Origin of the sequence: Phycicoccus sp. (genome assembly GCF_035325325.1) — a bacterium.
Lineage (GTDB): Bacteria > Actinomycetota > Actinomycetes > Actinomycetales > Dermatophilaceae > Phycicoccus.
This window is the reverse complement of record NZ_DAOLAC010000008.1, coordinates 44,934-67,214: the sequence shown is the minus strand read 5'-3', so window position 1 is coordinate 67,214 and position 22,281 is coordinate 44,934. Positions and strand designations below refer to the sequence as shown.

General features: G+C 72.8%; 25 protein-coding genes. 17 read left to right on the top strand and 8 right to left on the bottom strand.

Annotated elements, in window-relative coordinates; translation table 11 throughout:
* Nucleotides 1-545: 545 nt before the first annotated feature.
* From rsmG to rpmH, 6 genes are all read right to left on the bottom strand, one after another.
* Complete coding sequence (rsmG, locus tag PKA89_RS07505) at nucleotides 546-1,286, bottom strand: 16S rRNA (guanine(527)-N(7))-methyltransferase RsmG (protein WP_324418151.1); 741 nt, start codon at nucleotides 1,284-1,286, stop codon at nucleotides 546-548.
* Between the two features lie 34 nt (nucleotides 1,287-1,320).
* Nucleotides 1,321-2,076, bottom strand: coding sequence for a R3H domain-containing nucleic acid-binding protein (locus tag PKA89_RS07500; RefSeq protein ID WP_324418229.1), 756 nt, complete (start codon nucleotides 2,074-2,076; stop codon nucleotides 1,321-1,323).
* 130 nt (nucleotides 2,077-2,206) lie between these two features.
* Nucleotides 2,207-3,178, bottom strand: coding sequence for a membrane protein insertase YidC (gene yidC, locus PKA89_RS07495; protein WP_324418149.1), 972 nt, complete (start codon nucleotides 3,176-3,178; stop codon nucleotides 2,207-2,209).
* A gap of 56 nt (nucleotides 3,179-3,234) precedes the next feature.
* Complete coding sequence (yidD, locus tag PKA89_RS07490) at nucleotides 3,235-3,555, bottom strand: membrane protein insertion efficiency factor YidD (protein ID WP_324418148.1); 321 nt, start codon at nucleotides 3,553-3,555, stop codon at nucleotides 3,235-3,237.
* Nucleotides 3,552-3,917, bottom strand: a complete 366-nt coding sequence (rnpA, locus tag PKA89_RS07485) for a ribonuclease P protein component (protein ID WP_324418146.1) — start codon at nucleotides 3,915-3,917, stop codon at nucleotides 3,552-3,554. The genes yidD and rnpA overlap by 4 nt, the downstream gene beginning before the upstream one ends.
* A gap of 9 nt (nucleotides 3,918-3,926) precedes the next feature.
* Nucleotides 3,927-4,064 (bottom strand): 50S ribosomal protein L34, encoded by a 138-nt coding sequence (rpmH, locus tag PKA89_RS07480; RefSeq protein ID WP_036955291.1) that lies wholly within the window; start codon nucleotides 4,062-4,064, stop codon nucleotides 3,927-3,929.
* Nucleotides 4,065-4,451: 387 nt separating this feature from the next.
* On the opposite strand from rpmH, the gene dnaA reads away from it, so the two are divergent.
* From dnaA to PKA89_RS07455, 5 genes are all read left to right on the top strand, one after another.
* Complete coding sequence (dnaA, locus tag PKA89_RS07475) at nucleotides 4,452-5,972, top strand: chromosomal replication initiator protein DnaA (RefSeq protein ID WP_324418227.1); 1,521 nt, start codon at nucleotides 4,452-4,454, stop codon at nucleotides 5,970-5,972.
* 699 nt (nucleotides 5,973-6,671) lie between these two features.
* Nucleotides 6,672-7,805, top strand: a complete 1,134-nt coding sequence (gene dnaN, locus PKA89_RS07470) for a DNA polymerase III subunit beta (RefSeq protein WP_324418141.1) — start codon at nucleotides 6,672-6,674, stop codon at nucleotides 7,803-7,805.
* Nucleotides 7,806-7,887: 82 nt separating this feature from the next.
* Nucleotides 7,888-8,970 (top strand): phosphogluconate dehydrogenase (NAD(+)-dependent, decarboxylating), encoded by a 1,083-nt coding sequence (gnd, locus tag PKA89_RS07465; protein ID WP_324418139.1) that lies wholly within the window; start codon nucleotides 7,888-7,890, stop codon nucleotides 8,968-8,970.
* Between the two features lie 8 nt (nucleotides 8,971-8,978).
* A complete protein-coding gene (recF, locus tag PKA89_RS07460; protein WP_324418137.1) occupies nucleotides 8,979-10,235 on the top strand; it encodes a DNA replication/repair protein RecF in 1,257 nt (418 codons plus the stop codon).
* A gap of 85 nt (nucleotides 10,236-10,320) precedes the next feature.
* Nucleotides 10,321-10,845, top strand: a complete 525-nt coding sequence (locus PKA89_RS07455; RefSeq protein WP_324418135.1) for a DciA family protein — start codon at nucleotides 10,321-10,323, stop codon at nucleotides 10,843-10,845.
* A gap of 22 nt (nucleotides 10,846-10,867) precedes the next feature.
* On the opposite strand, the gene PKA89_RS07450 is transcribed toward PKA89_RS07455, so the two are convergent.
* The gene (locus PKA89_RS07450) at nucleotides 10,868-11,566 is read right to left on the bottom strand and encodes a TetR-like C-terminal domain-containing protein (protein ID WP_324418133.1); all 699 of its coding nucleotides are present in this window, start codon (nucleotides 11,564-11,566) and stop codon (nucleotides 10,868-10,870) included.
* Nucleotides 11,567-11,675: 109 nt separating this feature from the next.
* On the opposite strand from PKA89_RS07450, the gene PKA89_RS07445 reads away from it, so the two are divergent.
* Nucleotides 11,676-12,140: a nitroreductase family deazaflavin-dependent oxidoreductase gene (locus PKA89_RS07445; protein WP_324418131.1), complete on the top strand. Its 465-nt coding sequence runs from the start codon at nucleotides 11,676-11,678 to the stop codon at nucleotides 12,138-12,140.
* A gap of 21 nt (nucleotides 12,141-12,161) precedes the next feature.
* Nucleotides 12,162-12,917 (top strand): enoyl-CoA hydratase-related protein, encoded by a 756-nt coding sequence (locus PKA89_RS07440; RefSeq protein ID WP_324418129.1) that lies wholly within the window; start codon nucleotides 12,162-12,164, stop codon nucleotides 12,915-12,917.
* Nucleotides 12,918-12,925: 8 nt separating this feature from the next.
* Here the strand turns inward: PKA89_RS07440 and PKA89_RS07435 are convergent, their stop codons facing one another.
* Nucleotides 12,926-13,810: an alpha/beta fold hydrolase gene (locus PKA89_RS07435; RefSeq protein ID WP_324418127.1), complete on the bottom strand. Its 885-nt coding sequence runs from the start codon at nucleotides 13,808-13,810 to the stop codon at nucleotides 12,926-12,928.
* 188 nt (nucleotides 13,811-13,998) lie between these two features.
* Here PKA89_RS07435 and PKA89_RS07430 point away from each other — a divergent pair, with 188 nt between their 5' ends.
* The 10 genes from PKA89_RS07430 to PKA89_RS07385 all read left to right on the top strand — a co-directional run bounded on the left by PKA89_RS07430 (nucleotide 13,999) and on the right by PKA89_RS07385 (nucleotide 22,236).
* Complete coding sequence (locus PKA89_RS07430; protein WP_324418125.1) at nucleotides 13,999-14,385, top strand: 2Fe-2S iron-sulfur cluster-binding protein; 387 nt, start codon at nucleotides 13,999-14,001, stop codon at nucleotides 14,383-14,385.
* A gap of 2 nt (nucleotides 14,386-14,387) precedes the next feature.
* Nucleotides 14,388-15,302 carry a catechol 2,3-dioxygenase gene (locus PKA89_RS07425; RefSeq protein WP_324418123.1) on the top strand — a complete coding sequence of 305 codons (915 nt, stop codon included), beginning with the start codon at nucleotides 14,388-14,390 and terminating at the stop codon, nucleotides 15,300-15,302.
* Between the two features lie 99 nt (nucleotides 15,303-15,401).
* Nucleotides 15,402-15,878, top strand: coding sequence for a heme-binding protein (locus PKA89_RS07420; RefSeq protein WP_324418121.1), 477 nt, complete (start codon nucleotides 15,402-15,404; stop codon nucleotides 15,876-15,878).
* Complete coding sequence (locus tag PKA89_RS07415) at nucleotides 15,875-16,315, top strand: hypothetical protein (RefSeq protein ID WP_324418119.1); 441 nt, start codon at nucleotides 15,875-15,877, stop codon at nucleotides 16,313-16,315. Before PKA89_RS07420 ends, PKA89_RS07415 begins: the two co-directional genes overlap by 4 nt.
* A gap of 57 nt (nucleotides 16,316-16,372) precedes the next feature.
* The gene (locus tag PKA89_RS07410) at nucleotides 16,373-17,377 is read left to right on the top strand and encodes a hypothetical protein (protein WP_324418117.1); all 1,005 of its coding nucleotides are present in this window, start codon (nucleotides 16,373-16,375) and stop codon (nucleotides 17,375-17,377) included.
* Nucleotides 17,378-17,395: 18 nt separating this feature from the next.
* The gene (locus PKA89_RS07405) at nucleotides 17,396-17,686 is read left to right on the top strand and encodes an MmoB/DmpM family protein (RefSeq protein WP_324418115.1); all 291 of its coding nucleotides are present in this window, start codon (nucleotides 17,396-17,398) and stop codon (nucleotides 17,684-17,686) included.
* Between the two features lie 16 nt (nucleotides 17,687-17,702).
* Nucleotides 17,703-19,244 (top strand): YHS domain-containing protein, encoded by a 1,542-nt coding sequence (locus PKA89_RS07400; protein WP_324418113.1) that lies wholly within the window; start codon nucleotides 17,703-17,705, stop codon nucleotides 19,242-19,244.
* A 5-nt stretch (nucleotides 19,245-19,249) separates the two neighbouring features.
* Nucleotides 19,250-19,576 (top strand): phenol hydroxylase subunit P4, encoded by a 327-nt coding sequence (locus PKA89_RS07395; protein ID WP_324418111.1) that lies wholly within the window; start codon nucleotides 19,250-19,252, stop codon nucleotides 19,574-19,576.
* A gap of 19 nt (nucleotides 19,577-19,595) precedes the next feature.
* Nucleotides 19,596-20,690, top strand: a complete 1,095-nt coding sequence (locus tag PKA89_RS07390; RefSeq protein WP_324418109.1) for a 2Fe-2S iron-sulfur cluster-binding protein — start codon at nucleotides 19,596-19,598, stop codon at nucleotides 20,688-20,690.
* A 118-nt stretch (nucleotides 20,691-20,808) separates the two neighbouring features.
* Nucleotides 20,809-22,236 (top strand): HNH endonuclease, encoded by a 1,428-nt coding sequence (locus PKA89_RS07385; protein ID WP_324418107.1) that lies wholly within the window; start codon nucleotides 20,809-20,811, stop codon nucleotides 22,234-22,236.
* Nucleotides 22,237-22,281: the final 45 nt, after the last annotated feature.

Here is a 22,281-nt window from a genome sequence, read left to right as displayed (position 1 = left end):
CCCTCGGCCTCACTGCGACCGCGTGACTCGTCGGCCGACGCCGTCGCCCGTTCCGCTGTCCGGCTCGCGCCCCCGAGCCGTGGCCGATGTCGAGCGCCGCACGTCCGGTGTCGTCGCGTTCCGCGCGCGCTCGGAGAATCGATGGCGCCGGCGATGCCGGCACGCCGACCCCGGAGCCGGGCGGGGGAACCTCGGGGCGGTGCATGGGGTCGGGGCCGAACGGACCAGCCGGATGTTTCACGTGAAACAGTCGGCTCCCCCGACAGGCAGGGACGGGGCGCGCGCTCGCCGCGGACCGGGTCGCCGGTCGTGGTCGCGGGTGGCTGGGCCTCCGGCCGCCCCCCGAGGGTGCCTCGACCTCCTCACCGGTGGCGGGACGGCCGGCCGCCCTCGCGGGGCAGCGTCGGGCCCACACGGCGGTCATCGAGAACGCCCCGTTGTCGTCGCCACGACCCCTCGCGGAGAACCCTCTCCGCGGACCCTGCCGCCCAGACCGGCGCCGGCCCCTTCCCCGCGGGCGGTCGGCCGCGCTCGAGGGAGGGCCCTCAGGAGGGGGCGTCTCCGGGACGACGGCGCCTCCGGGAGCGACGCCCGCCGGAGGTCGACCGGGCGCCGGATCCCCTGCCCCCGCGGGCACCCCGTCCCGTCGGCCGACGGGCGCCGTCGAACACGAGGTCGACGGTCAGCACCGGCTCCTCGAGCAGGGTGGCGCCGTGCTCGGACACGACGGCCGACGACAGGCCGAGCGCCTCGAGGGCCGGGCGGTCCTCGGCGAGCTCCTCGCGCGCGCTGCGCCCCTTCATCGCGACGAGCGTGCCCCCCGGCTCGAGCAGAGGGACACACCACCCGGCCAGCTTGTCCAGCCGGGCCACCGCGCGCGCCGTCACCCAGGGAGCGGAGACCGTCCCGGCGAGCTCCTCGGCCCGGCCGCGGTGCACGGTGACCCGGTCCAGCCCGAGCTCGCGTACGACGCCCTCGAGCCACGTGGTACGCCGGAGCATCGGTTCGACGAGGTGGACCTCGAGGTCCGGCCGGGCCACGGCAAGCGCCACCCCGGGCAACCCGGCCCCCGACCCGACGTCGACGAGGCGCGCGCCCTCGGGAAAGGCGTCCTCGACGACCGCGCAGTTGAGGAGGTGGCGCGCCCAGAGGCGGGGCACCTCGCGCGGCCCGAGGAGGCCGTGGCTGACGCCGGTGTCCGCGAGGATCGCGGCGAAGCGCTCGGCGAGCGCCAACCGCTCCCCGAACACCGCGGCCGCCCCCGAGGGGGCGGCCGGTGGCGTCAACGGGGGACCGTCGTGTTTCACGTGAAACGCACCCTCACGCCGGGCTGATGACGACGTGGCGGCGGGGCTCGCTGCCCTCCGACTCCGAGCGCAGCCCGGCGGCGAGCACCTCGTCGTGGACGACCTTGCGCTCGAAGGCGGACATCGGCTCCAACGCGGCCGGCTCGCCGGACGCCCGCACCGACGCGATCGCGTCGCTCGCGAGTCGGACGAGCTCGGCCCGCCGACCGGCGCGGTGGCCGGCGACGTCGAGCATGAGGCGGCTGCGCTCACCGGTCTGCGACTGCACCGCGAGGCGGGTCAGCTCCTGGAGGGCCTCGAGCACCTGGCCGTCCTGGCCGACGAGGCGACGCGGCACCCGGCCCTCGTCGCTGTCGACGATGGCGACCGCCGCGCGGTCGCCGTCGATGTCGACGTCGAGGTCACCGTCGAGGTCGCAGATGTCCAGGAGGGTCTCGAGGAAGTCGGCGGCCACCTCACCCTCGCGCTCCAGCTGCTCGCGGCGCACGCCGCGGCGCGGGGCCGCGACGGCATCCTGCGCGTCCCCTGTGTTCTCCGCATCCTGCGCGTCCTCCGCGTCCTCCGTGGAGTCATCGTCCGTGCGGACGTCGCCGCTCGGCTCGGCCGCGACGGCCTCCGCGCTCGTGGCCACCTCGTCCGACGAGGGGGCTCCGCCCGCGATGTCGCCCGTGGCCGCCGAGTCGGTGCTCGGGTCCGCGGCGGGCGGCGTGGCCGCCTCGACCGTGGTGTCGACCTCGGGGGCCTCGGCGGCCCGGTCGGCCTCCGTCATGTTCTCGCTCACTGTGTGCTCCTGGCTGGGAGTGGATCGGGTCTGGTGCGGGCTGCCGCCCTCGCGGGCGACAGCGCGGTCCCGGGTCACCGGGCGGCGGGCGGCGCCACCGGCTGACCCGGGGGCGGGGTCACTTCTTCTTGGCGCGCTTCTTGGACTTGGGCTGGGTCCGCTGCCCGGACTGCGGGCCCGCGTCCTCCGCGGAGCCGCCCTCCCCATCGGCCACCGCGGTCGCGGCGACGGTGCCGGGGATCGGCTTGCCCTTCCGGGCGAGGCGCTCGTGGTAGGCCCGCTCGGCGGCGGAACCCGGCGCCGGCATCCGGCGGATGACGTAGAACTGCTGGGTCATCGACCACACGTTCGTCGTGAACCAGTAGAGGAGGACACCGATCGGGAAGTTGACGCCGGAGACGGCGAAGATGATCGGGAAGATGTAGAGCAGCATCTTCTGCTGCTTGGCGAACGGGCTGTCGAGCGCCGACTGCGGCATGTTCTTCGTCATCAGCTGGCGCTGGGTCGTGAAGGTCGTCGCCGACATCAGCACGATGAGGACCACGGTGACGATCTGGGTCGACAGGTTGTTCGCGCGCAGGAACGAGTCCGACAGCTGCGCACCGAAGATCGATGCCGATTCCGCCTGCGCCGCAACGGTTTTCGTGATCGGACCGATCGCGTCCTTCTTCTCGGTGGCGATGTCCTGGAGGCCGTTGAGCACCCGGAACAGGCCGAAGAAGAAGGGTGACTGGACGAGGATCGGGAGGCAGGAGCTGAGGGGGTTGGTCCCCTCCTTCTTGTAGAGCTCCATCGTCTCCTGGGTCATCGCCTGGCGGGACTCGGGGTCGGACTTGCCCTTGTACTTCTTCTGGATCTTCTGCAGCTCGGGCTGGATCATCTGCATCTTGCGCGACGCCTTGATCTGCCGGACGAACAGCGGGATCATCGCCGCCCGCATGACGATGACCAGACCGACGATCGACAGCGCCCAAGTGATGCCCGCGGCCGCCGGCAGGCCGAGCGTGGTGAACACCTGGTGGAAGCCGTACATGATCCACGCGACGAGGATCTCGATCGGTTTCAGGATGCTGTTGAACAGGTCGCCCATGATGTCCTTCGCTGGGCCGGCTCAGCCGGCGGGTGGTGTCACGGTCGTGACGGTGGTCAGTGGTGGGACGGCGCGGCCGGTCCCGGGCTCGGTCGGTACGGCTTCGGGCCGGTGGTCCCCGGCACCGGTCGCCCGGTCAGCGGGTCGCGGTCCGGGACGTGGTCGACGCCGCCCGGCGTCCACGGGTGGCACCGGCCGAGGCGGCGGGCCGCCATCCACGAGCCGCGCAGCGGGCCGAACCGCTCGAGGGCGGTCACGGCGTAGGCCGAGCACGACGGGTAGTAGCGGCAGGTCGGCGGACGCAACGGGCTGATGAAGGTCTGGTACCCCCGGATCAGCCAGACCAGGGGCGCGGCGACGACGCGTCCCACGCTCACACCGCACCTCCGAACCGGCCGACCACCTTGAGCCACAACGCGTCGAGCGCCGACCCGAGTTCCGCCGAGGAGGCCGCACCGGCCGCCGGGTTGGCCCGCACGACGAGGTCGACCCCGCTCGGCACGACCCCCAGGCGGCCGGCGACGAGGGCCCGCAGCCGGCGCTTGGTCCGGTTGCGGACGACCGCGTTGCCGACGGCCCGTGACACGACGAAACCGACCCGCGGCGGGCATCCCGCGCGCGCGTCGGTTCGGGTGGCGTGGACCACGAGCAGTCTGGAGCCGGCCCGGGTGCTCCCGGGGCCGCGGACCACCGACGCGAAGTCCCGTCGCTCACGCAGACGGTGCGGCGCCGGCAGCACCGGTGGGCCTCAGGCCGAGAGCTCTGCGCGGCCCTTGCGACGGCGGGCGGAGAGGATGGCACGACCGGCGCGGGTGCGCATCCGGAGGCGGAAGCCGTGCGTCTTGGCGCGACGGCGGTTGTTCGGCTGGAAGGTCCGCTTGCTCACGATGTGTCTCTTTCGCGGGTGGCGGGCCGGGACGGCCCGGGGGTCTGGGGAAGCAGCCCGGTCGGCTGCAGTCGGAGACCCACGGGTGCGCACCGGCGCGAGGGTCCATGGGCATGCGAAAACAGCCGGAACAGGCCGTCCAAAGGTACCCGAGGCGCCGCTCGCCGACCAAACCCGCGGCCGGGTACCGCTCGGGTGCGTCAACCCTCTACCATCGCACGGAGCATCGGGCGGGTCGGGTACCGACACACGGGCGACGCCGCACCGCGACGTCCCCACAGCCTGTGGACAAGCGTGTGGACGACCCGCAGCCCGGGGCCGCGTCACGAGGCGCGACGAGCGAACCGAGGGCATCGGAAGGACGGGGACCACGTGCCGGACGCGACGATGACCCAGGTGTGGCAGGCCACGCTGGAGGCGCTCGACGAGGACGGCATCCCCGTCCAGCAGCGCGCCTTCCTCTCGCTGGCCCGGCTCGTCGGCCTCCTCGACGACACCGCGCTCATCGCCGTCCCGAACGACTTCACCAAGGACGTCGTCGAGACCCGGCTGCGCGAGCGGGTCACCCAGTCCCTCGGCGAGCGCCTCGGCCGCGACGTCCGGCTCGCCGTGACCGTCGACCCCACCCTCGCCGACCTCGCCGAGCACGCCCAGGACAGCCTCGGCGACGACGGCCACGAGCGGCGGGCCGCCGACCGGCGCCAGGAGATCGACGACCTCGAGCTCGACGACGACGGCGAGACCTCCGACGCGAGCGGCCACGGCCACGGCCACAACGGGTCCGGCCCGGACGGCGTCGTCACCACGCCGGGCCTCGTCGAGGTCCCGGGGATGCGCCGCCCGCGCCCCGGCACCCAGCTGCCCGAACAGGTCGAGCTGACCCGGCTCAACCCCAAGTACACCTTCGACACCTTCGTCATCGGGGCGAGCAACCGGTTCGCGCACGCCGCGGCGGTCGCGGTCGCCGAGCAGCCGGCCAAGGCCTACAACCCGCTCTTCGTCTACGGCGACTCCGGGCTCGGCAAGACCCACCTGCTGCACGCCATCGGGCACTACGCCCGCAACCTCTTCCCGCACGTCAAGGTGCGGTACGTGAACTCGGAGGAGTTCACCAACGACTTCATCAACAGCATCCGCGACGACAAGGCGGCCAACTTCCAGCGCCGCTACCGCGACGTCGACGTGCTGCTCATCGACGACATCCAGTTCCTCCAGGGCAAGGTGCAGACGCAGGAGGAGTTCTTCCACACCTTCAACACGCTGCACAACGCCGGCAAGCAGGTCGTCATCACCAGCGACGTGCCGCCGAAGCTGCTCACCGGGTTCGAGGCGCGGATGCGCAGCCGCTTCGAGATGGGCCTGCTCACCGACGTCCAGCCGCCCGACCTCGAGACCCGCATCGCCATCCTGCGCAAGAAGGCCATCCAGGAGCGGCTGTCGGTGCCCGAGGACGTCCACGAGTTCATCGCCTCCCGGATCTCGACGAACATCCGCGAGCTCGAGGGGGCGCTGATCCGGGTCACGGCGTTCGCCAGCCTCAACCGGCAGCCGGTCGACATGAGCCTCGCCGAGATCGTCCTGCGCGACCTCATCCCGGACGACTCGACGAGCCAGGTCACGCCGGCGACGATCATCGCCCAGACCGCCGCGTACTTCGGGCTGACGATCGAGGACCTCCAGGGCCAGTCGCGCTCGCGCGTCCTCGTGACGGCCCGGCAGATCGCGATGTACCTGTGCCGCGAGCTGACCGAGATGTCGCTGCCGAAGATCGGCCAGCAGTTCGGTGGCCGCGACCACACGACGGTCATGCACGCGGAGAAGAAGATCCGCCAGCTGATGGCCGAGCGCCGCGCGATCTACAACCAGGTGACCGAGCTGACCAACCGGATCAAGCAGCAGTCGCGCTGAGGTTCCCGCTCGCTGCGCGTCCACACCCGCGGCCGTCTCGTCCACAGGTTGTCCACACCCGGTGTACAACCCTTGTCCAAGGATGCCCGGCGTCCCGCTCCGCGTGATCCCCCGTCATCCGCGGTTCACCCGCCGTTCGCCCGCGGGCGCCTCCGCCGTCCACCGCTGGGCACAAGCCTGTGGAGAACTCCACCGTGGGGATTCGGGACGACCCGCTCCGCCCGGGGTCGTCCACAGGGCCTGTGGATGAATGTGGACAACCGGGCCCGACGCGTGGACGCGCGGACCGGCGCCGGTGGACCCCGTGTGAACGCCGGGTGGCCGTCCCCACCCCCGGCCGGTTCCTCCACCGGCCGTCCACGCCCCGTCCACACCACGGCGCGCCGACCCGACCTGCACGGACGACCCGTCGTCCACAGGATCCACAGCTGCGACCACCACGACGAGATCCAGAGATGACAGGGTCCACCCCGACCACGACCACCCTGGGACCCCGAGCCCGAGCGAGTGCTGCCGACCGCCCCGGCCGCCGGCTCCGGAGCCGTCCGGCGAGCCGCCGCCAACCGATGGTGTGCGTCGTGGGCGTGCACTAGTGTCGGGGTCCCGCCTGCGTGGACGACGCCTCGACGCGCCCCGGCAGGTGGTGACGACTCCGATGCACGACCAGGCGCTCCCTCGCGCCGGACAGGGTGGTAAGCCGTGAAGTTCCGCGTCGAGCGCGACGTCCTCGCCGAGGCGGTCACCTGGGTGGCCCGCGGGCTGCCGGCCCGTCCGCCGGTGCCCGTCCTCGCCGGCATCCTCCTCGAGGCCTCCGACGACGGCACGCTCACCCTGTCGGCCTTCGACTACGAGGTCTCCGCCCGCGTCACCGTCGCCGCCGAGGTCGCCGAGGCCGGCACCGTCCTCGTCCTCGGCCGCCTCCTGGCCGACATCTCGCGCAACCTGCCGGACCGGCCGATCGACGTCGTCACCGAAGGCAGCAAGGTCCAGGTCACCTGCGGCGCGTCCCGGTTCAGCCTGCTGATGATGCCCGCCGACGACTACCCGACCCTCCCGAGCTCGCCGGAGCCCACCGGGTCGGTCGACGGCCACCTCTTCACCCAGGCCGTCGCGCAGGTCTCGGTCGCGGCCGACCGGGGCGACACCCTGCCCATCCTCACCGGCGTCCGGGTCGAGGTCGACGGCGACCGGATGACCCTCCTCGCCACCGACCGCTACCGCCTCGCGATGCGCGAGCTCACGTGGAACCCCACCGCCACCGATGCCAGCCACGTCGTCCTCGTGCCGGCCCGCACCCTCTCCGAGACGGCCCGCAGTCTCGGCGCGGCCGGTTCCATCGACGTCGCGCTCGGCGCCACGGCCGGCGGTGACGGCCTGGCCGGGTTCGAGGCCGGCCGGCGCCGCACGACGACCCGCCTCCTCGACGGCGAGTACCCGAAGGTCTCCTCGATCTTCCCGACCTCCTCCGAGACCGAGGCCGTCGTGCGCACCGCCGACCTCGTCGAGGCCGTCAAGCGCGTGGCCCTCGTCGCCGAGCGCAACACCCCGGTGCGGCTGCGGTTCTCCGGCGACCAGGTGGCCATCGAGGCGGGCACCGGCGACGACGCCCAGGCCTCGGAGGCGGTCGAGTGCGACCTCACCGGCCCGGACGTCGAGATCGCCTTCAACCCGCACTACCTCCTCGACGGCCTCGGCGCGGTCGGCACCGACTGGAGCCGCATCTCGTTCACCCAGGCCTCGCGGCCCGCGGTCCTCTCCGGCCAGGAGAGCGCCGACGGGGAGGCGGACACCTCGTACCGCTACGTCCTCATGCCGGTCCGCTTCGCCTCCTGACCGGTCGCGCCCGCCGGCTGCGCCCGTCCCCGGCGTAGCCTTCGGGGCAGACGGCAACGACACCACGACGAAGGAGCACCGGATGCAGCTCGGACTGGTCGGCCTCGGCAAGATGGGCGGCAACATGCGCGAGCGGTTGCGCCGCGCGGGCCACGAGGTCGTGGGCTACGACCGCAACCAGCAGGTCTCCGACGCCCGGTCGCTCGCCGACATGGTCAAGAAGCTCGACGCCCCCCGCGTGGTCTGGGTGATGGTGCCGCACGGCAAGCCCACCCGCGACACGGTCCTCGCGCTCGGCGACCTGCTCGACAAGGGCGACCTCGTCATCGACGGCGGCAACAGCAAGTGGACCGACGACGTCGAGAACGAGAAGCTGCTCCGGGCCCAGGGCGTCGGGTACGTCGACTGCGGCGTCTCCGGGGGCATCTGGGGCCTCGAGAACGGCTACGGCCTCATGGCCGGCGGGAGCAAGGCCAACATCCGCAAGGCGATGCCGATCTTCGACGCGCTGCGCCCCGAGGGCCCCCGCGACGAGGGTTTCGTCCACGCCGGCAAGGTCGGCGCCGGGCACTACACGAAGATGGTCCACAACGGCATCGAGTACGGGCTGATGGCCGCGTACGCCGAGGGCTACGAGCTGCTGAGCAAGAAGGACATCGTCGACGACGTGCCGGGTGCCTTCAAGGCCTGGAGCCGCGGCACCGTGGTGAGGTCCTGGCTGCTCGACCTCATGGTCGACGCCCTCGAGGAGAACCCCACCCTCGAGGACGTCTCCGACTACACCGCCGACTCCGGGGAGGGTCGCTGGACGGTCGAGGAGGCGATCGAGCTCTCCGTGCCGATGCCGGTCATCTCCGCCTCCCTCTTCGCCCGGTTCGCCTCGCGCCAGCAGGTCTCGCCGACGATGCAGGCCGTCGCCGCGCTGCGCGGCGGCTTCGGCGGCCACCAGGTCATGACCGTCGCCGAGGGCGAGAAGCTGCGCGCCGAGGCCGCCGCGGGTCCGGCCTCCGCCGACACCGCCCAGGCCAAGGCCCGCCGCAAGGAGAAGGCCCCGACGAAGAAGACCGCCGCGAAGAAGGCCGCCGAGGCCGCGCAGGCTGGCCCGGCGTCGCCGGGGCGCACCGGGTCGGGCTCGGTCCGGAAGCGCGCCGCGAAGAAGGCCTGAGCAGCGGGGTGCACGTCCGGCACCTGTCGGTCGCCGACTTCCGCAGCTACACCTCGGCCGAGCTGCCGCTCACGCCGGGCGTGACGACCCTCGTCGGGCTCAACGGCCAGGGCAAGACCAACCTCGTCGAGGCCGTCGGCTACCTCGCGTCGCTCGCGTCGCACCGGGTGGCCACCGATGCCCCGCTCGTTCGGTTCGGGGCGGAGCGCGCGGTGGTGCGGGGGGCCGTGGTCCGCGAGGGCCGGGAGACGATGGTCGAGCTCGAGATCACCCCGGGCCGGGCGAACCGGGCGCGGCTGAACCGCTCGCCGGTCCGCCCGCGCGAGGTGCTCGGCACCCTGCGCACCGTCCTGTTCGCGCCCGAGGACCTCGCCCTCGTCAAGGGTGACCCCGGCGAGCGCCGGCGCTTCCTCGACGACCTGCTCGTCGCCCGGCAGCCGCGCTGGGCCGGGGTGCGCCAGGAGTACGACCGGGTGGTCAAGCAGCGCTCGGCCCTGCTCAAGTCCGCCCAGCCCTACCTCTCCCGGCGGGCGCGGCGCGGTGGCCGGGCGCGGCCGGGCTCGGAGTCGCTCGACCCGGCGTCCGAGACGGCGTCGGCGCTGCACACCCTCTCGGTGTGGGACGCCCAGCTCGCCGGCGTCGGCGCGCAGCTGCTCTACGCGCGGCTCCGGCTGCTGCGCGACCTCGGCCCGTACCTCGGCAAGGCCTACGACGAGGTGAGCAACGGGCAGTCGGACGCCCGGGTCGCCTACCGCTCCTCGCTGCGTGAGGCGACGGCGGCGCGCATCGCCGCGGGGGAGGTGCCCGAGGTCGCCGAGCTGCACGACGAGCTGCTCGCGACGCTCGCCGAGGTGCGCGACCAGGAGGTCGAGCGTGGCGTCTGCCTCGTCGGTCCGCACCGCGACGACGTCGTCCTCTCGCTCGGCGAGCTGCCGGCCAAGGGGTACGCCAGCCACGGGGAGTCCTGGTCGTTCGCGCTCGGCCTGCGGCTGGCTGCCTTCCAGCTGCTGCGCACCGACCTCGGCGACGACCCCGTCCTCGTCCTCGACGACGTCTTCGCCGAGCTCGACGCCGGTCGCCGCGAACGGCTCGCCGCGATGGTCGCCGACGCCGAGCAGGTGCTCGTCACGGCCGCCGTGCCGGAGGACGTGCCCGCCGCGCTCGCGGGCCGGACCCACCGGGTCACCCTCGGCGCGGTCGAGGTCGCTGGTGACGACGGGACCGACGAGGGAGCATCCGGTGCCGGCACCGACACTCCCACCTGACCCCCGCGACCCACGCGTATCGGGTGACCCGATAACGCCTCCCTCCACCCCGGAACCGTTCCCGGGTGAAGAGCACGCTTCCGCGGTGGAGCCGGCTCCGGAGGCGCCGGACGACCCGGCGGCGGAGGGGCTGGCGGCGGCCGAGGCGCTGGCCCGGGCCCGGGCCGCGGCGCGGGCCAAGGGGCTGCGACCCGGGCTGAAGCCGCGCCGGCGCCCCAAGGACGTCCCCGGCGGTCGTGACCGGCGCGGCGGCCGCGACCCGCAGCTGCTGTCCGACCAGATCGAGCGCTTCGTCTCCGAACGGGGCTGGGGCGCGGACGTCGCCGTCGGGTCGGTCATCGGGCGCTGGCCGGCCATCGTCGGGCCGGAGATCGCCGCCCACTGCATCCCGACCGACTTCGTCGACGGCGTGCTCACCGTCCGCGCCGACTCGACGGCCTGGGCCACCCAGCTGCGCCTGCTGGAGTCCACCCTGATGACCCGGCTCGCCGAGGAGGTCGGCGAGGGCACGGTCACCGAGCTGCGGGTGATCGGCCCGAGCGCCCCGCCGTGGTCGCGCGGCCGGCACCGGGTGCAGGGCGGCCGCGGCCCCCGCGACACCTACGGCTGAGAGACGCGACGCCGCGGGTCGGTCAGGGGGCGCGGAGGACCGCGAGCGCCAGCCGCAGCTGGTGCTCGAGGAGCGCCCCGGGGGCGGTGAGGGTGTCGCGGCCGTACTGCCCGAACACCTCGAGGCTCGTCCCACCGACCAGCGTCGCCCAGAGCAGCAACGCCCGGCCCATGACGTCCGCTCCACCGGGCAGCCCGGTCTCGGCGACCAGGCGCTCGAGGTCGGCGAGCAGCCGGGTGTCCCCGACCGGCGCCGGGCCGTCGGGGCCCACCTGCCCTGCCTCGACCCCCTCGGCAAGGAGGCGCAGCAGGGTCAGGGTGACCCGCGTGCCGGGCTCGACGGTGCGCTCGGCCGGTGCCTCGTACCCCGGCACCGGGCTGCCGTAGAGCAGGGCGTAGCTCGCGGGGTCGGCCACCGCCCAGGCCCGGAAGGCCGCACCGGCGACGACGACCCGCTCGTCCCACGGCCGGTCGGCGGCGGCCGCGACCGCCTCGTCGACCGCGTCGGCGAGCTCGCCGTAGGCGTCGACGAGGAGCAGGGTGAGCAGCTCGTCCCGGCCCGCGACGTAGCGGTACACCGCGGAGGAGACCATCCCCAGCTCGCGGGTCACGGCGCGCAGGGACAGGCCGGCGGCACCGTCGGAGGCGAGGTGGCGGCGGCCGACCTCGACGACGCGGCGTTCGATGTCACGGCGGCGTTCGGCGCGGGAGGTGGGAGGCACGGACCCATCAAACCATGAACGAGAGCACTGCTCTTGACAAAGTGTCGCGTGGGGCGCCACACTCGATGAAACGAGAGCACCGCTCTCACAAAGCCTCCAGGAGTGCCACATGACCGCCACCCCCGACCCCGCCCGCTACGTCCGCCCCGACACCGCGATGGATCGCCGGTTCAACGCCGCCGTCCGCTGGCTCACCGCCCACGGCATCAGCCTCATGGGCTCGCGCGTCCTCACCGTGCGCGGCCGCCGGTCCGGGATGCCGCGCAGCACGCCGGTCAACCTCATGCCCCTCGACGGCGAGCGCTACCTCGTCGCCCCGCGGGGCAACACCGAGTGGGTCCGCAACGCCCGGGCCGCCGGCGAGGCCGAGCTGCGGCTCGGCCGCCGCGTCGAGCGCGTCGCCCTCACCGAGCTGCCGGTCGAGGAGCGCCCCGCCGTCATCCGCGTCTACCTGCGCCGCTGGGGCTGGGAGGTCGGCCGCTTCGTCGAGGGCCTCTCGAAGGACTCCACCGACGCCCAGCTCGCCGCCGCGGCGCCCGGCTTCCCCGTCTTCCGGGTCTCCACCCTGGCCTGACCGGCGGCTAGGGTCGGGCGCGTGGATGCCGACGCCGACGCCCCCCTGGTCCGCCGCACCGACGAGGACCGGATCGCCGTCCTGACCCTCGACTCCCCCGCCAACCGCAACGCCCTCTCGCGGCGCCTCGTCGCCGACCTCGGCGCCCGCCTGGAGGAGGCCGCGGTCGACGAGTCGCTGAACGGGGTCCTGCTCCGCTCGAGCCACCGGGTCTTCTCCGCCGGCGCCGACCTCAAGGAGGCCGCGACCGTCGACATGACCGAGTCGGCCCGGGCCATCGTCGAGGTGCAGCGCCGGATCGCCGCCCTCCCGGTCCCCGTCGTCGCCCGGGTCGACGGACCGGCCCGGGCCGGCGGCCTCGGCCTCGTCGCCGCGGCCGACATCGTCGTGTGCCGCGACGACGTCACCTTCGCCCTCAGCGAGGTACGCCTCGGACTCGCCGCCGCGACGATCTCGATCCCATTGCGGCACAGGCTGACCCCTCGGTCCGCAGCCGACTGGTTCCTCACCGGCCGCCCGTTCTCGGCGCAGGAGGCGAGGCAGCACGGCCTCGTCACCCACGTGGCCGACGAGGTCGGGATGGACGCCGCCGTCGCCGCCGTCCTCGACGACCTGCGGGCCGGGGCCCGCCAGGGCCTCACCGCCGCCAAAAGGATCCTCACCGCCGACCTCCTCGCGGCCTTCGCCCGCGACGGCGAGGAGATGGCGCGGATGTCCGGCGAGCTCTTCCACTCCGAGCTGGCCCGCGAGCGGATGGCCGCCGCCCTGCGCCGCTGACCCTCCCGTCAGGCGAGGAAGTCGCCGACCAGGCGGGTGAACTCGGCCGCGTGCTCGATCTGCACCCAGTGCCCGCACTGCCCGAACACGTGCAGCTGTGAGCGGTCGATGAGCTCGAGCAGCCGCAGCGAGTTGGCCAGGGGGATGACCCGGTCGTCCCGCCCGTGGACCACGAGCGTCGGGACCGCGATCGAGTGGATGGCCTCCTCGTCGAGGGTCATCGCGTCGACGGCGTGCTGGCGCGGAGCGGGGAACATCGACCGGTAGGCCTCGTGGACCCCGGGCCGGGTCGCGGCCTCGAGGCGCGAGCGGGCCAGGTCGTCGGTGAGCAGCGACCGGTCCCAGGCGAACACGTCCAGGAGGGAGCGCATCGCCGGCAGCGAGGGCTCGAAGCCCCAGACCGCGTCGAGCCCTGGCGTGATCTCGAACGGCACCCCCACGCTGCCCATGAGGACGAGCCGCTCGACCCGCTCCGGAGCCCGCGTCGCCACGCTGAGCGCCAGGGCGCCGCCGAAGCTGTTGCCGACGAGCCGGACGCGGTCGAGCCCGAGCGCGTCGAGGAAGCCCAGGAGGTGGCGCGTCCACGCCTCCATCCCGTAGGAGACGCCCTCGGGCCGCTCGGTGTAGCCGAACCCGAGGACGTCCGGGGCCAGGACGCGGAACCGCGTGCCGAGCTCGGGCAGGGTGAGCCGCCAGTTCGCCCACGCGGTGACCCCCGGTCCGGAGCCGTGGATCAGCACGACCGGGTCGCCGGACCCGACGTCGTGGTAGTTGGTCGCGACCCCGTCGACGTCGACGGTGAGCGCCACCTCGGGCGTGCCGGCGACCGGCCGCTCGGGCCCGGCGTCGGTCGTGCGGCTGGTCACGCTGGTCGGGCTGGTCGACGTGCTCACCGGGACTCCTCGTCGTCGTCGGCGGGACCGGGCTCCAGGCCCCACCGCCATGAACCCACGCCGCCCCCGGGTGCCGGTCGCACGTTCCGGGATGAGGAACGCGCATGGCCCGGTGGTCCCGGCGCCGGTCACCCTCGTCGTGGTGAGGCACACCGCCGCACCCCCACACTGACCGCAAGGGAGCGCCGGTGCCGACCGTGACGATCCAGCCGACGGGCGAGGTGATCTACCTCGAGCCCGGGGAGACCGTGCTGAGCGGTCTCTACAAGGCCGGCTTCGCCTACACCGTCGGCTGCCGCCGGGGCGGGTGCGGGATCTGCAAGGTCGACTGCCGCTCCGGGGAGTTCCGGTACGACCACCCCGTCGCCGACTCGGTCCTCACCGAGGACGAGCGCGCGGACGACACCTGCCTCAGCTGCCGGGCGGTCCCGGCCACAGACCTCACCATCGAGCTGCGCGGCGAGAACGTCCGGCTCGTGAGCACCTTCCTCCACCAGATCAACGAGAAGGCCCGGCAGCGTGCCGAGGCCCATGCCGCCGCGACCCAGACGGCCGGCACGACCCACAAGGAGTAGCAATGGGAGTCATGCGGATGGGCTACGCCCACGTCCGGGTCACCGACCTGGCCGAGGCCAAGGACCACTACGCCAACACGATGGGCCTCTACGAGACCCACGCCGAGGGCAACAAGGTCTACTACAAGGCCTGGGACGAGTGGGACCACCACTCGGTCGTCCTCGAGGAGGGCGGCGTCGGCCTCGTCAAGTTCGGCTGGAAGGTCGAGAAGTCCTCGGACATCGACGACATCGAGAAGAAGGCCCAGGCCTTCGGCGTCACGGTCGAGCGGATGAGCAAGGGCGAGAACCCGGAGATCGGCGACGGCATCCGCTTCACCACCCCCTCCGAGCACGTCTTCGAGGTGTACCACGAGGCCACGCTCGTCGGCACCGAGGTCGGCACGCACAACCCGGACGCCTTCCCGCGCCACCTCGTCGGCGTGGGCGTGCCCGCCCTCGACCACTCGCTCATCACCGCCGAGGACCCGGGCCTGATGGACCGCTTCCTCACCGCGGTCTTCGACTTCTACCCGACCGAGCGGGTGCAGACCAGCCTCGACTCCGACGCGGACATCATCGCGACGTGGATGACGAGCAACAACCAGATCCACCAGCTCGCCGTCCTCGCCGGCCCCCAGGGCAAGCTGCACCACTTCGCCTTCCGGCTCGGTGACTGGGTCGAGGTCGGCCGCGCGGCGGACCTGTTCTCGATGGACGACGTGCCGATCGACATCGGCCCGACCCGGCACGGCATCACCCGCGGCCAGACGGTCTACTTCTTCGACCCGTCGGGCAACCGCAACGAGGTGTTCGCCGGCGGCTACCTCGCCTACCGCGACCGCCCGATGTCGGTCTGGACGCCGGAGCAGCTCGGCAAGGGCGTCTTCTACCACGCCCGCGAGCTCAACGACGCCTTCACCTCCGTCCTCACCTGAGCCACTCCGGATGCCGGTGACGGCGGCCCCCGCGCCGCCGTCACCGCGATCCGTCCTGCCCGCCCGCGCCGGGAACCCCCGGCCGACGAAGGAGCACCGATGCTCGTCCGCACCGAGTCCGCCCTCACCTACGCCGGGGCACGGGTCGCGCTCGACGCCGCCCTGGCGCGGGCCGAGGAGCTCGGTGCGGCGTTCAACATCGCCGTCACCGACACCGCCGGCACGCTGCTCGCCTTCGCCCGGATGGACGGCGCGTTCGCCGTGTCCGGGTCCATCGCCCACGACAAGGCGTGGACGGTCGCCGGCTTCGGCGGCCTCGCGACGGACGACCTCTACCGGGCGATCGCCGCCGAGGACCCCGTCCGCGAGGGGATCGCCCAGCGCGGCCGCGTGGCGGCCTTCGGTGGCGGTGTCCCGGTGCTCGTCGCCGGGGCCCTCGTCGGGGCGGTCGGTGCCTCCGGGGGCTCGGCCGAGCAGGACAAGGAGGTCGCCGCGGCCGGCGCCGCTGCGGTGGCCGCCGCGCTCCACCGGACGGACCACCACGACTGCACCGCCCGCCGAGAGGACGCCCGATGACCCCCTTCATGCTGCGTGTCGCCGAGATCGTCGGCACGCCCGAGGACCAGCTGCCCGACCGTGACCAGGTCGCGCCGATGCCCGAGACCCGGATCAGCCGACGGATCGCCACCGGCACCGGCGCCGACCGGCAGGTCGCCATCCGCTCGCTCGCCGAGCAGCTGGTCAGCGAGGCGAACGCCATCCTCGGCCCGGCTGACGACCGGCTCGACCTCGTCGACGAGACCCTCCCCCACGAGCTCGCCTTCCGGGTCACCCACCGCGACCGGGCGGCCCGCGTGTCGACGACCTTCGAGGACGGCACGGCCTACGGCCGCCTCGTCGGCGACGGCTTCGACTCCGAGCAGCCCCGGGAGCTCGAGGGCCCGGACGCGCTGCCCGACCTCATCGTGCGCCTGCTCGTCGAGTCCGGCGTCACCCATCACCACGTTCCCTGAGCCCAACCCCCCGCACCCCGGGCCCGGTCACCGGGCCCACCCGCCCCAGGAGGCACCGTGCAGTACGAGCTGCGAACCCAGGTCATCGAACCGCCTCGCAAGACCTTCACCCACCTCGTGGCGCGCTACGGCGACCGCCCAGCCTCGCGGTACGAGGAGGGGAGCATCGACATCCAGGCCAAGGAGAACTTCCACTACCGGCCGCTGTGGGACCCCGGCCACGAGATCTACGACGAGGCGTTCAGCGACTTCCGCCTCACCGACCCCTACTCCTTCACCGACCCGCGGCAGTTCTACTACGCCCCCTACGTCACCTCCCGGGCGGCGATGGCCGACGCCGTCGCCTCCACGCTGGACTACCTCGACTCCCGCGGCCTGCTCGCCCGGCTCCCCGAGGGGTGGTCGGCGGTGCTCGGTGAGCTCGTCGTGCCGCTGCGCCACTACGAGTCCGGCGCCCAGATGGTCTCGTGCGAGGTGGCCCGCTTCGGGTTCGGGACGACCGTCACGCAGTGCGCCGCGTACGCGGCCTTCGACCGGATCGGCAACGCCCAGGCGCTCAGCCGCGTGGGCATCGCCCTCGGCGGAGGCACGGCCGAGCTGCTCGCCGACGCCAAGACCCGCTGGGTCGAGGACGAGGCGCTCCAGGGCCTGCGGCGCTACGTCGAGGAGCTGTTCCTCGAGAAGGACTGGGGCAAGGCACTCGTCCGCCTCGACGTCGCCGACCGGCTGATCTACTCGCTGTTCTACACGCACCTCGACGACGCCGCGATCGACGGTGGAGCTGGTTCGTACAGCCTTGTGGCACAGCACCTCTCGTCGTGGTTCACGGATCAGCGCAAGTGGGTCGACGCCCTGTACAAGGCGTGGGTCGCCGACCCCGAGACCGGTGCCGCCAACAAGGCGCTGCTCGCCGCCTCGACCGTCGAGGCCCTGGAGGCCGCGCTCGTCGCGCTGCGCCCGGTGGGCGCCCGGGTCGACGAGCTCGTCGCAGCCGGCGCCGCCGAGTCGCTCGAGTCCACCGCCACCACCGTCCGCGACGCCGTCGCGACGCTCACCGCCTGACCGGGAGAGGACCGGAGCATGAGCACCACCGCCACCACCCGCCCCGTCGGCGTGGACATCCAGGAGAGCGAGACCAACCGCTCGGTCGTCGAGGCCATCGAGGCCACGAACGACGGCTGCACCGTGCAGCACATGCCGGGGCTCGTGCGGATCACCGCGCCGGGCCGGCTCGTCATCACCCGCGAGTCGGTCGAGGAGCGCCTCGGCCGCGAGTGGGAGACCCACGAGTTCCAGCTGGCGATCGTCAGCTACTTCGGGCACATCAAGGAATGGGATGACGACGAGATCGTCATCGCCTGGGACCACTGAGAAAGGCTGCGAGACAATGACGATCGCCCCCAAGGCGCCGCGCAGGCTGACGATGAAGCAGCGCTACGAGGCGCTGACCCGAGACCTCGACTGGGACCCCTCCTACGTCGCTCGTGAGGACGTGTTCCCGCACACCGAGTTCGAGGGCATCAAGATCCACGACTGGAGCAAGTGGGAGGACCCCTTCCGGCTCACCGTCGACGCCTACACGAAGTACCAGGCCGAGAAGGACAAGCGGCTCTACGCCGTGCTCGACGGGTTCGCCCAGAGCCAGGGCCACCTGTCCCTCACCGAGGCCTCCTACCTCAACGCGATGAAGCTCTTCCTCCAGGGCGTCACGCCGCTGGAGTACCAGGCGCACCGCAACTTCGCCTACCTCGCCCGCCACCTCAACGGGCCGGGCCCGCGGTTCGCGGCGCTGTGCCAGTCGATCGACGAGATGCGCCACACGCAGACCGAGATCCACACCCTCTCCAACTACAACAAGTACTACGGCGGCTTCCACAACTACCTCCAGCAGCACGACCGCGTCTGGTACCTCTCGGTGCCGAAGTCGTTCTTCGACGACGCGCTGTCGGCCGGGCCGTTCGAGTTCCTCATCGCCATCGGGTTCTCGTTCGAGTACCTGCTGACCAACCTGCTCTTCGTCCCGTTCATGTCGGGGGCCTCGTTCAACGGCGACCTGCCGACGATGACCTTCGGGTTCTCCGCGCAGTCCGACGAGTCGCGGCACATGACCCTCGGCCTCGAGGCGATCAAGTTCCTCCTCGAGCAGGACGAGGCGAACGTGCCGATCGTCCAGGCCTGGATCGACAAGTGGTTCTGGCGGGGCTACCGGGTCACCGGCCTCGTCGCCCAGATGCTCGACTACATGCTGCCGCGCAAGGTGATGAGCTGGAAGGAGGCCTTCGAGCTCTACTTCGAGGAGCAGATGATGAAGGGCCTCTTCGAGGACCTCGCCTTCTACGGCATCACCCCGCCCCGGCACGTCGAGGACGCGATCGGGGAGAAGGAGATCCTCTCCCACCAGGTGTACTGGGTCCTCTACCAGTTCTCCCACGCCGCAGCGTTCACGACCTCGGTCCCGGACGAGGAGCACCAGCAGTGGCTCGCCGAGACCTACCCGGACACTTTCGAGCGCTACTACAAGCCGCTCTGGGACAAGGAGAGGAAGAACATCGAGGCCGGCGGCCGGCACTTCGTCCGCGGGCTGCCGCAGCTGTGCCAGGTCTGCCAGATCCCGATGGCCTTCACCGAGCCCGGTGACCCGACGACCATCTGCCAGCGCGAGTCGGTCCACAACGGCGAGACCTTCCAGACCTGCTCCAACGGGTGCCAGTGGATCTTCGAGCGCGAGCCGGAGAAGTACGTCCAGGCCTGGCTCCCCGTCCACCAGATCTACCAGGGCAACTGCGGCGGTCCGACGCTGCCGGACGTCCTCCAGTGGTACGGCCTCGAGGAGGGCGACGGCGGCGAGTACAAGGGCTCGCTCGACGACCGCAACTGGACGCAGTGGCACGACGCCGCGGACCACTCCCACATCGGATCGGAGGCCTGAGCACCATGGCCGTCAAGAGCATCGGCACCTACGACTTCCCGTCGCGCTCCCGCCAGGAGCTGTACGGCGACGACCAGCTGGTCCACCTGTGGTTCCAGGAGAACCCGTGGTTCTGCGCCGCGGCGTGCTTCCGGGCCCCGAAGGCGATGACGTGGGGCGACTTCTGGACCGCCCTCGTCGTCCCCTACGCCGAGGAGGACCCGGACTTCGACCCGGCGAGCCCGCGGGTGTGGAGCCTGCACGGCGAGCAGTTCACGCCGCGCGACGACCAGACGCTCGAGGAGCTGGGCATCGGGCACAAGGACGTCATCGGGATGCGCGTCGTCGCCTGAGGAGGAGGACGAGCCCGCCATGACGACGACCCACACCATCACCGTCGAGCCGCTCGGCCGCGAGGTCGAGTGCCGCGAGGACCAGAGCATCCTCGACGCCTGCCTGCGCAGCGGCGTCTGGCTGCCGCACTCCTGCACGCACGGCACGTGCGCGACGTGCAAGGCCGAGGTGCTCGACGGCGAGGTGGACCACGGCGCGGCGAGCTCGTTCGCCCTCATGGACTACGAGCGGGACGAGGGCAAGCTGCTGCCGTGCGTGGCCTGCCCCCGGTCCGACGTCGTCATCGAGGCCGACCTCGACGTGGACGAGTCCATGCCGGTCCATCCCGTCGAGGACTACAGCGGGACCGTCGTCGAGCTGAGCGAGATCGCGCGGGACACCGTGCGTCTCGTCGTCGAGCTGGACCGCGAGATCGGCTTCAACGCAGGGCAGTACCTCAAGTTCCAGGTACCGGCCCGCGACGGGCTGCCGGCGGTGGACCGGACGTGGTCGATCGCGTCGCCGCCCACCGAACCACGCCGCCTCGAGTTCCACATCCGCAACGTCCCGGGTGGGCGGGGCACCGACGGCTGGGTGTTCGGCGGGCTCTCCGCCGGTGACACCGTCGCGGTCTCCGGCCCGTACGGGCGCTTCGTCCTGAAGACCGACGACGACCGGCCCGCCATCCTCGTCGGCGGCGGCACCGGCCTGGCCCCCCTGAAGTCGATGATCCGGCACGCCCTCGAGGACGGAGCATCCGCCGGCCACCTCACGCTCTACCAGGGCGCGCGCAGCCGGGAGTGGCTGTACGACGTCGAGTTCTTCAGGTCCCTCGCCGCGCGGTACCGGGACCGGTTCACGTACCGGCCGTGCCTGTCGGAGGAGACCGCGGAGGACTGCGGTGCGGACGCGGGGGCCTACGGCTTCGGGCTGGTCACGGACGTCATCGCCGCGGACCACCCGACGCTCTCGGGGTGCGTCGGGTACCTGTGCGGCCCGCCGCCGATGGTCGAGGCGGCCCTGAAGACGCTCATGAGCCGCCGGCTCTTCCCCCGCGATATCCACCGCGAGGACTTCTTCAACGAAGGCGACAAGGCCAGCGGCGGGGTGCGCTCGCCGCTCATCAAGCGCTGAGTCCGGTGGCGGGTCCGAGGGGGGTCGGGCGTCCACAGCCCCTCCGTCATCCGCCGTCGTCCACAGGGGTGGTCTCAACGGTGGGGGGGCTGTCGGTGGTGCCTGCGAGAATGAGCACATGTCAACGGGGAGAACCGAACTCAGGGAGCGATGCTCCTCGATCGATGCGGCGCGGGAGGCGCTGGCGGGGTTCGGCGACGTCCTGGCGGCGGCGTCGGGCGCAGAGCTGGGTGAGCTGCTGGAGTCGCTGGACGAGGTCGTGGCGCTGGGGTCCGCCGCGCGGGTGTCGGTCGCCGTGGAGGCGGCCCGCCGGGGTGAGGTCGCGGGGTCGGAAGTCCAGCTGTGGGTCCGGGAGCACGCGCCGTCACTTCGTCAGGGGGGAGCAGCCGCGGTCGCCCGGCTCGCGGTCGACGTGGCGGCCGCCGGGTCCGCCCTCGACGGTGGCGGTCCGGTGGAGGACTCGCCGCTCGGGCTGGTCCTCGCCGCCGTGGAGGCCGGCCGGGTCGACGCAGGGGTCGGGTGCGCGGTCCTGCGGGAGGCCGGTCGGCTCACCCCCCTGCTGCAGCCAGCCGCGGTGCCCACCGTCACCGGCAAGCTCCTCGACCTCGCCCAAGCCTGGGGTCCGTCCCTGATGCGTCGGCTGCGTCCGCGGCTCATCGCCGACCACGGGCACCGTGGGGCCCTCGACGACCTGCAGGACCGGCTCGCGTCCGCGGCCCGGCTGTCGATGCCGCACGTGGAGTCCGGTGACCTCACGGAGTACCAGCTGTGGATGACCCCGGAGCAGGCCGCGACCCTCGAGGCCGCCATCGGGCCGCTCTCGGCGCCGTCCCCGAACGACGAGACCGGGGAGGCCGACCTGCGTCCCGCCGGGCAGCGTCGCGTCGAGGCGCTCACCGAGGTCTGTGCGGCCGCGAGCGGGTTGAGCGCCGAGACCCGGGCCGGGTCACCGGCCACCCTGCACGTGACGATGACCCTCGCCGACCTCCGCGCCGGAACGGGGGCAGGGGAGGTCATCGGCTCGGTGGCGACCGGCACCCTGGTCGGCCCCGAGGCCCTGCGCCGGCTCGCCTGCGACGCGGCGCTCATCCCCCACGTCCTCGGCACCGCCGACGAGCCGCTCACGGTGGGGAGGCTGGAGCGGCTGTTCACCCGCGCGCACCGACGCCATCTGTGGGTGCGCGACCGGGGCTGCACCTTCCCCGGTTGCACCGCACCCGCGGCCTGGGCGCGCGCTCACCACGTGCGGCACTGGGCCGACGGCGGACCCACCGACGCCGCCAACGCGGCGCTGCTCTGCCAGCGCCACCACACCACCGTCCACCGCCGCAGGCTCTGGGCCGAGGTCCGCGAGCGACCGGATGACCGCGGCCGCTACGTCGTCTGGGACCTGAGCGACGGCTCCTACGACCGCGCCCTCGCCACACTCCGTCCACCACCGCTGGAGTCCTCACACCCTCCGCCGGCCGACCGGGACCCCGGGCTCGACGAGTGGTGGAACGACCTGGCCGTCGACGACGGCTGGTGGAGCACGCCGGCAGCCTGAGCCACCACCCGCGGAATCATCCGGATCTGCCGATGAGCGAGTGGG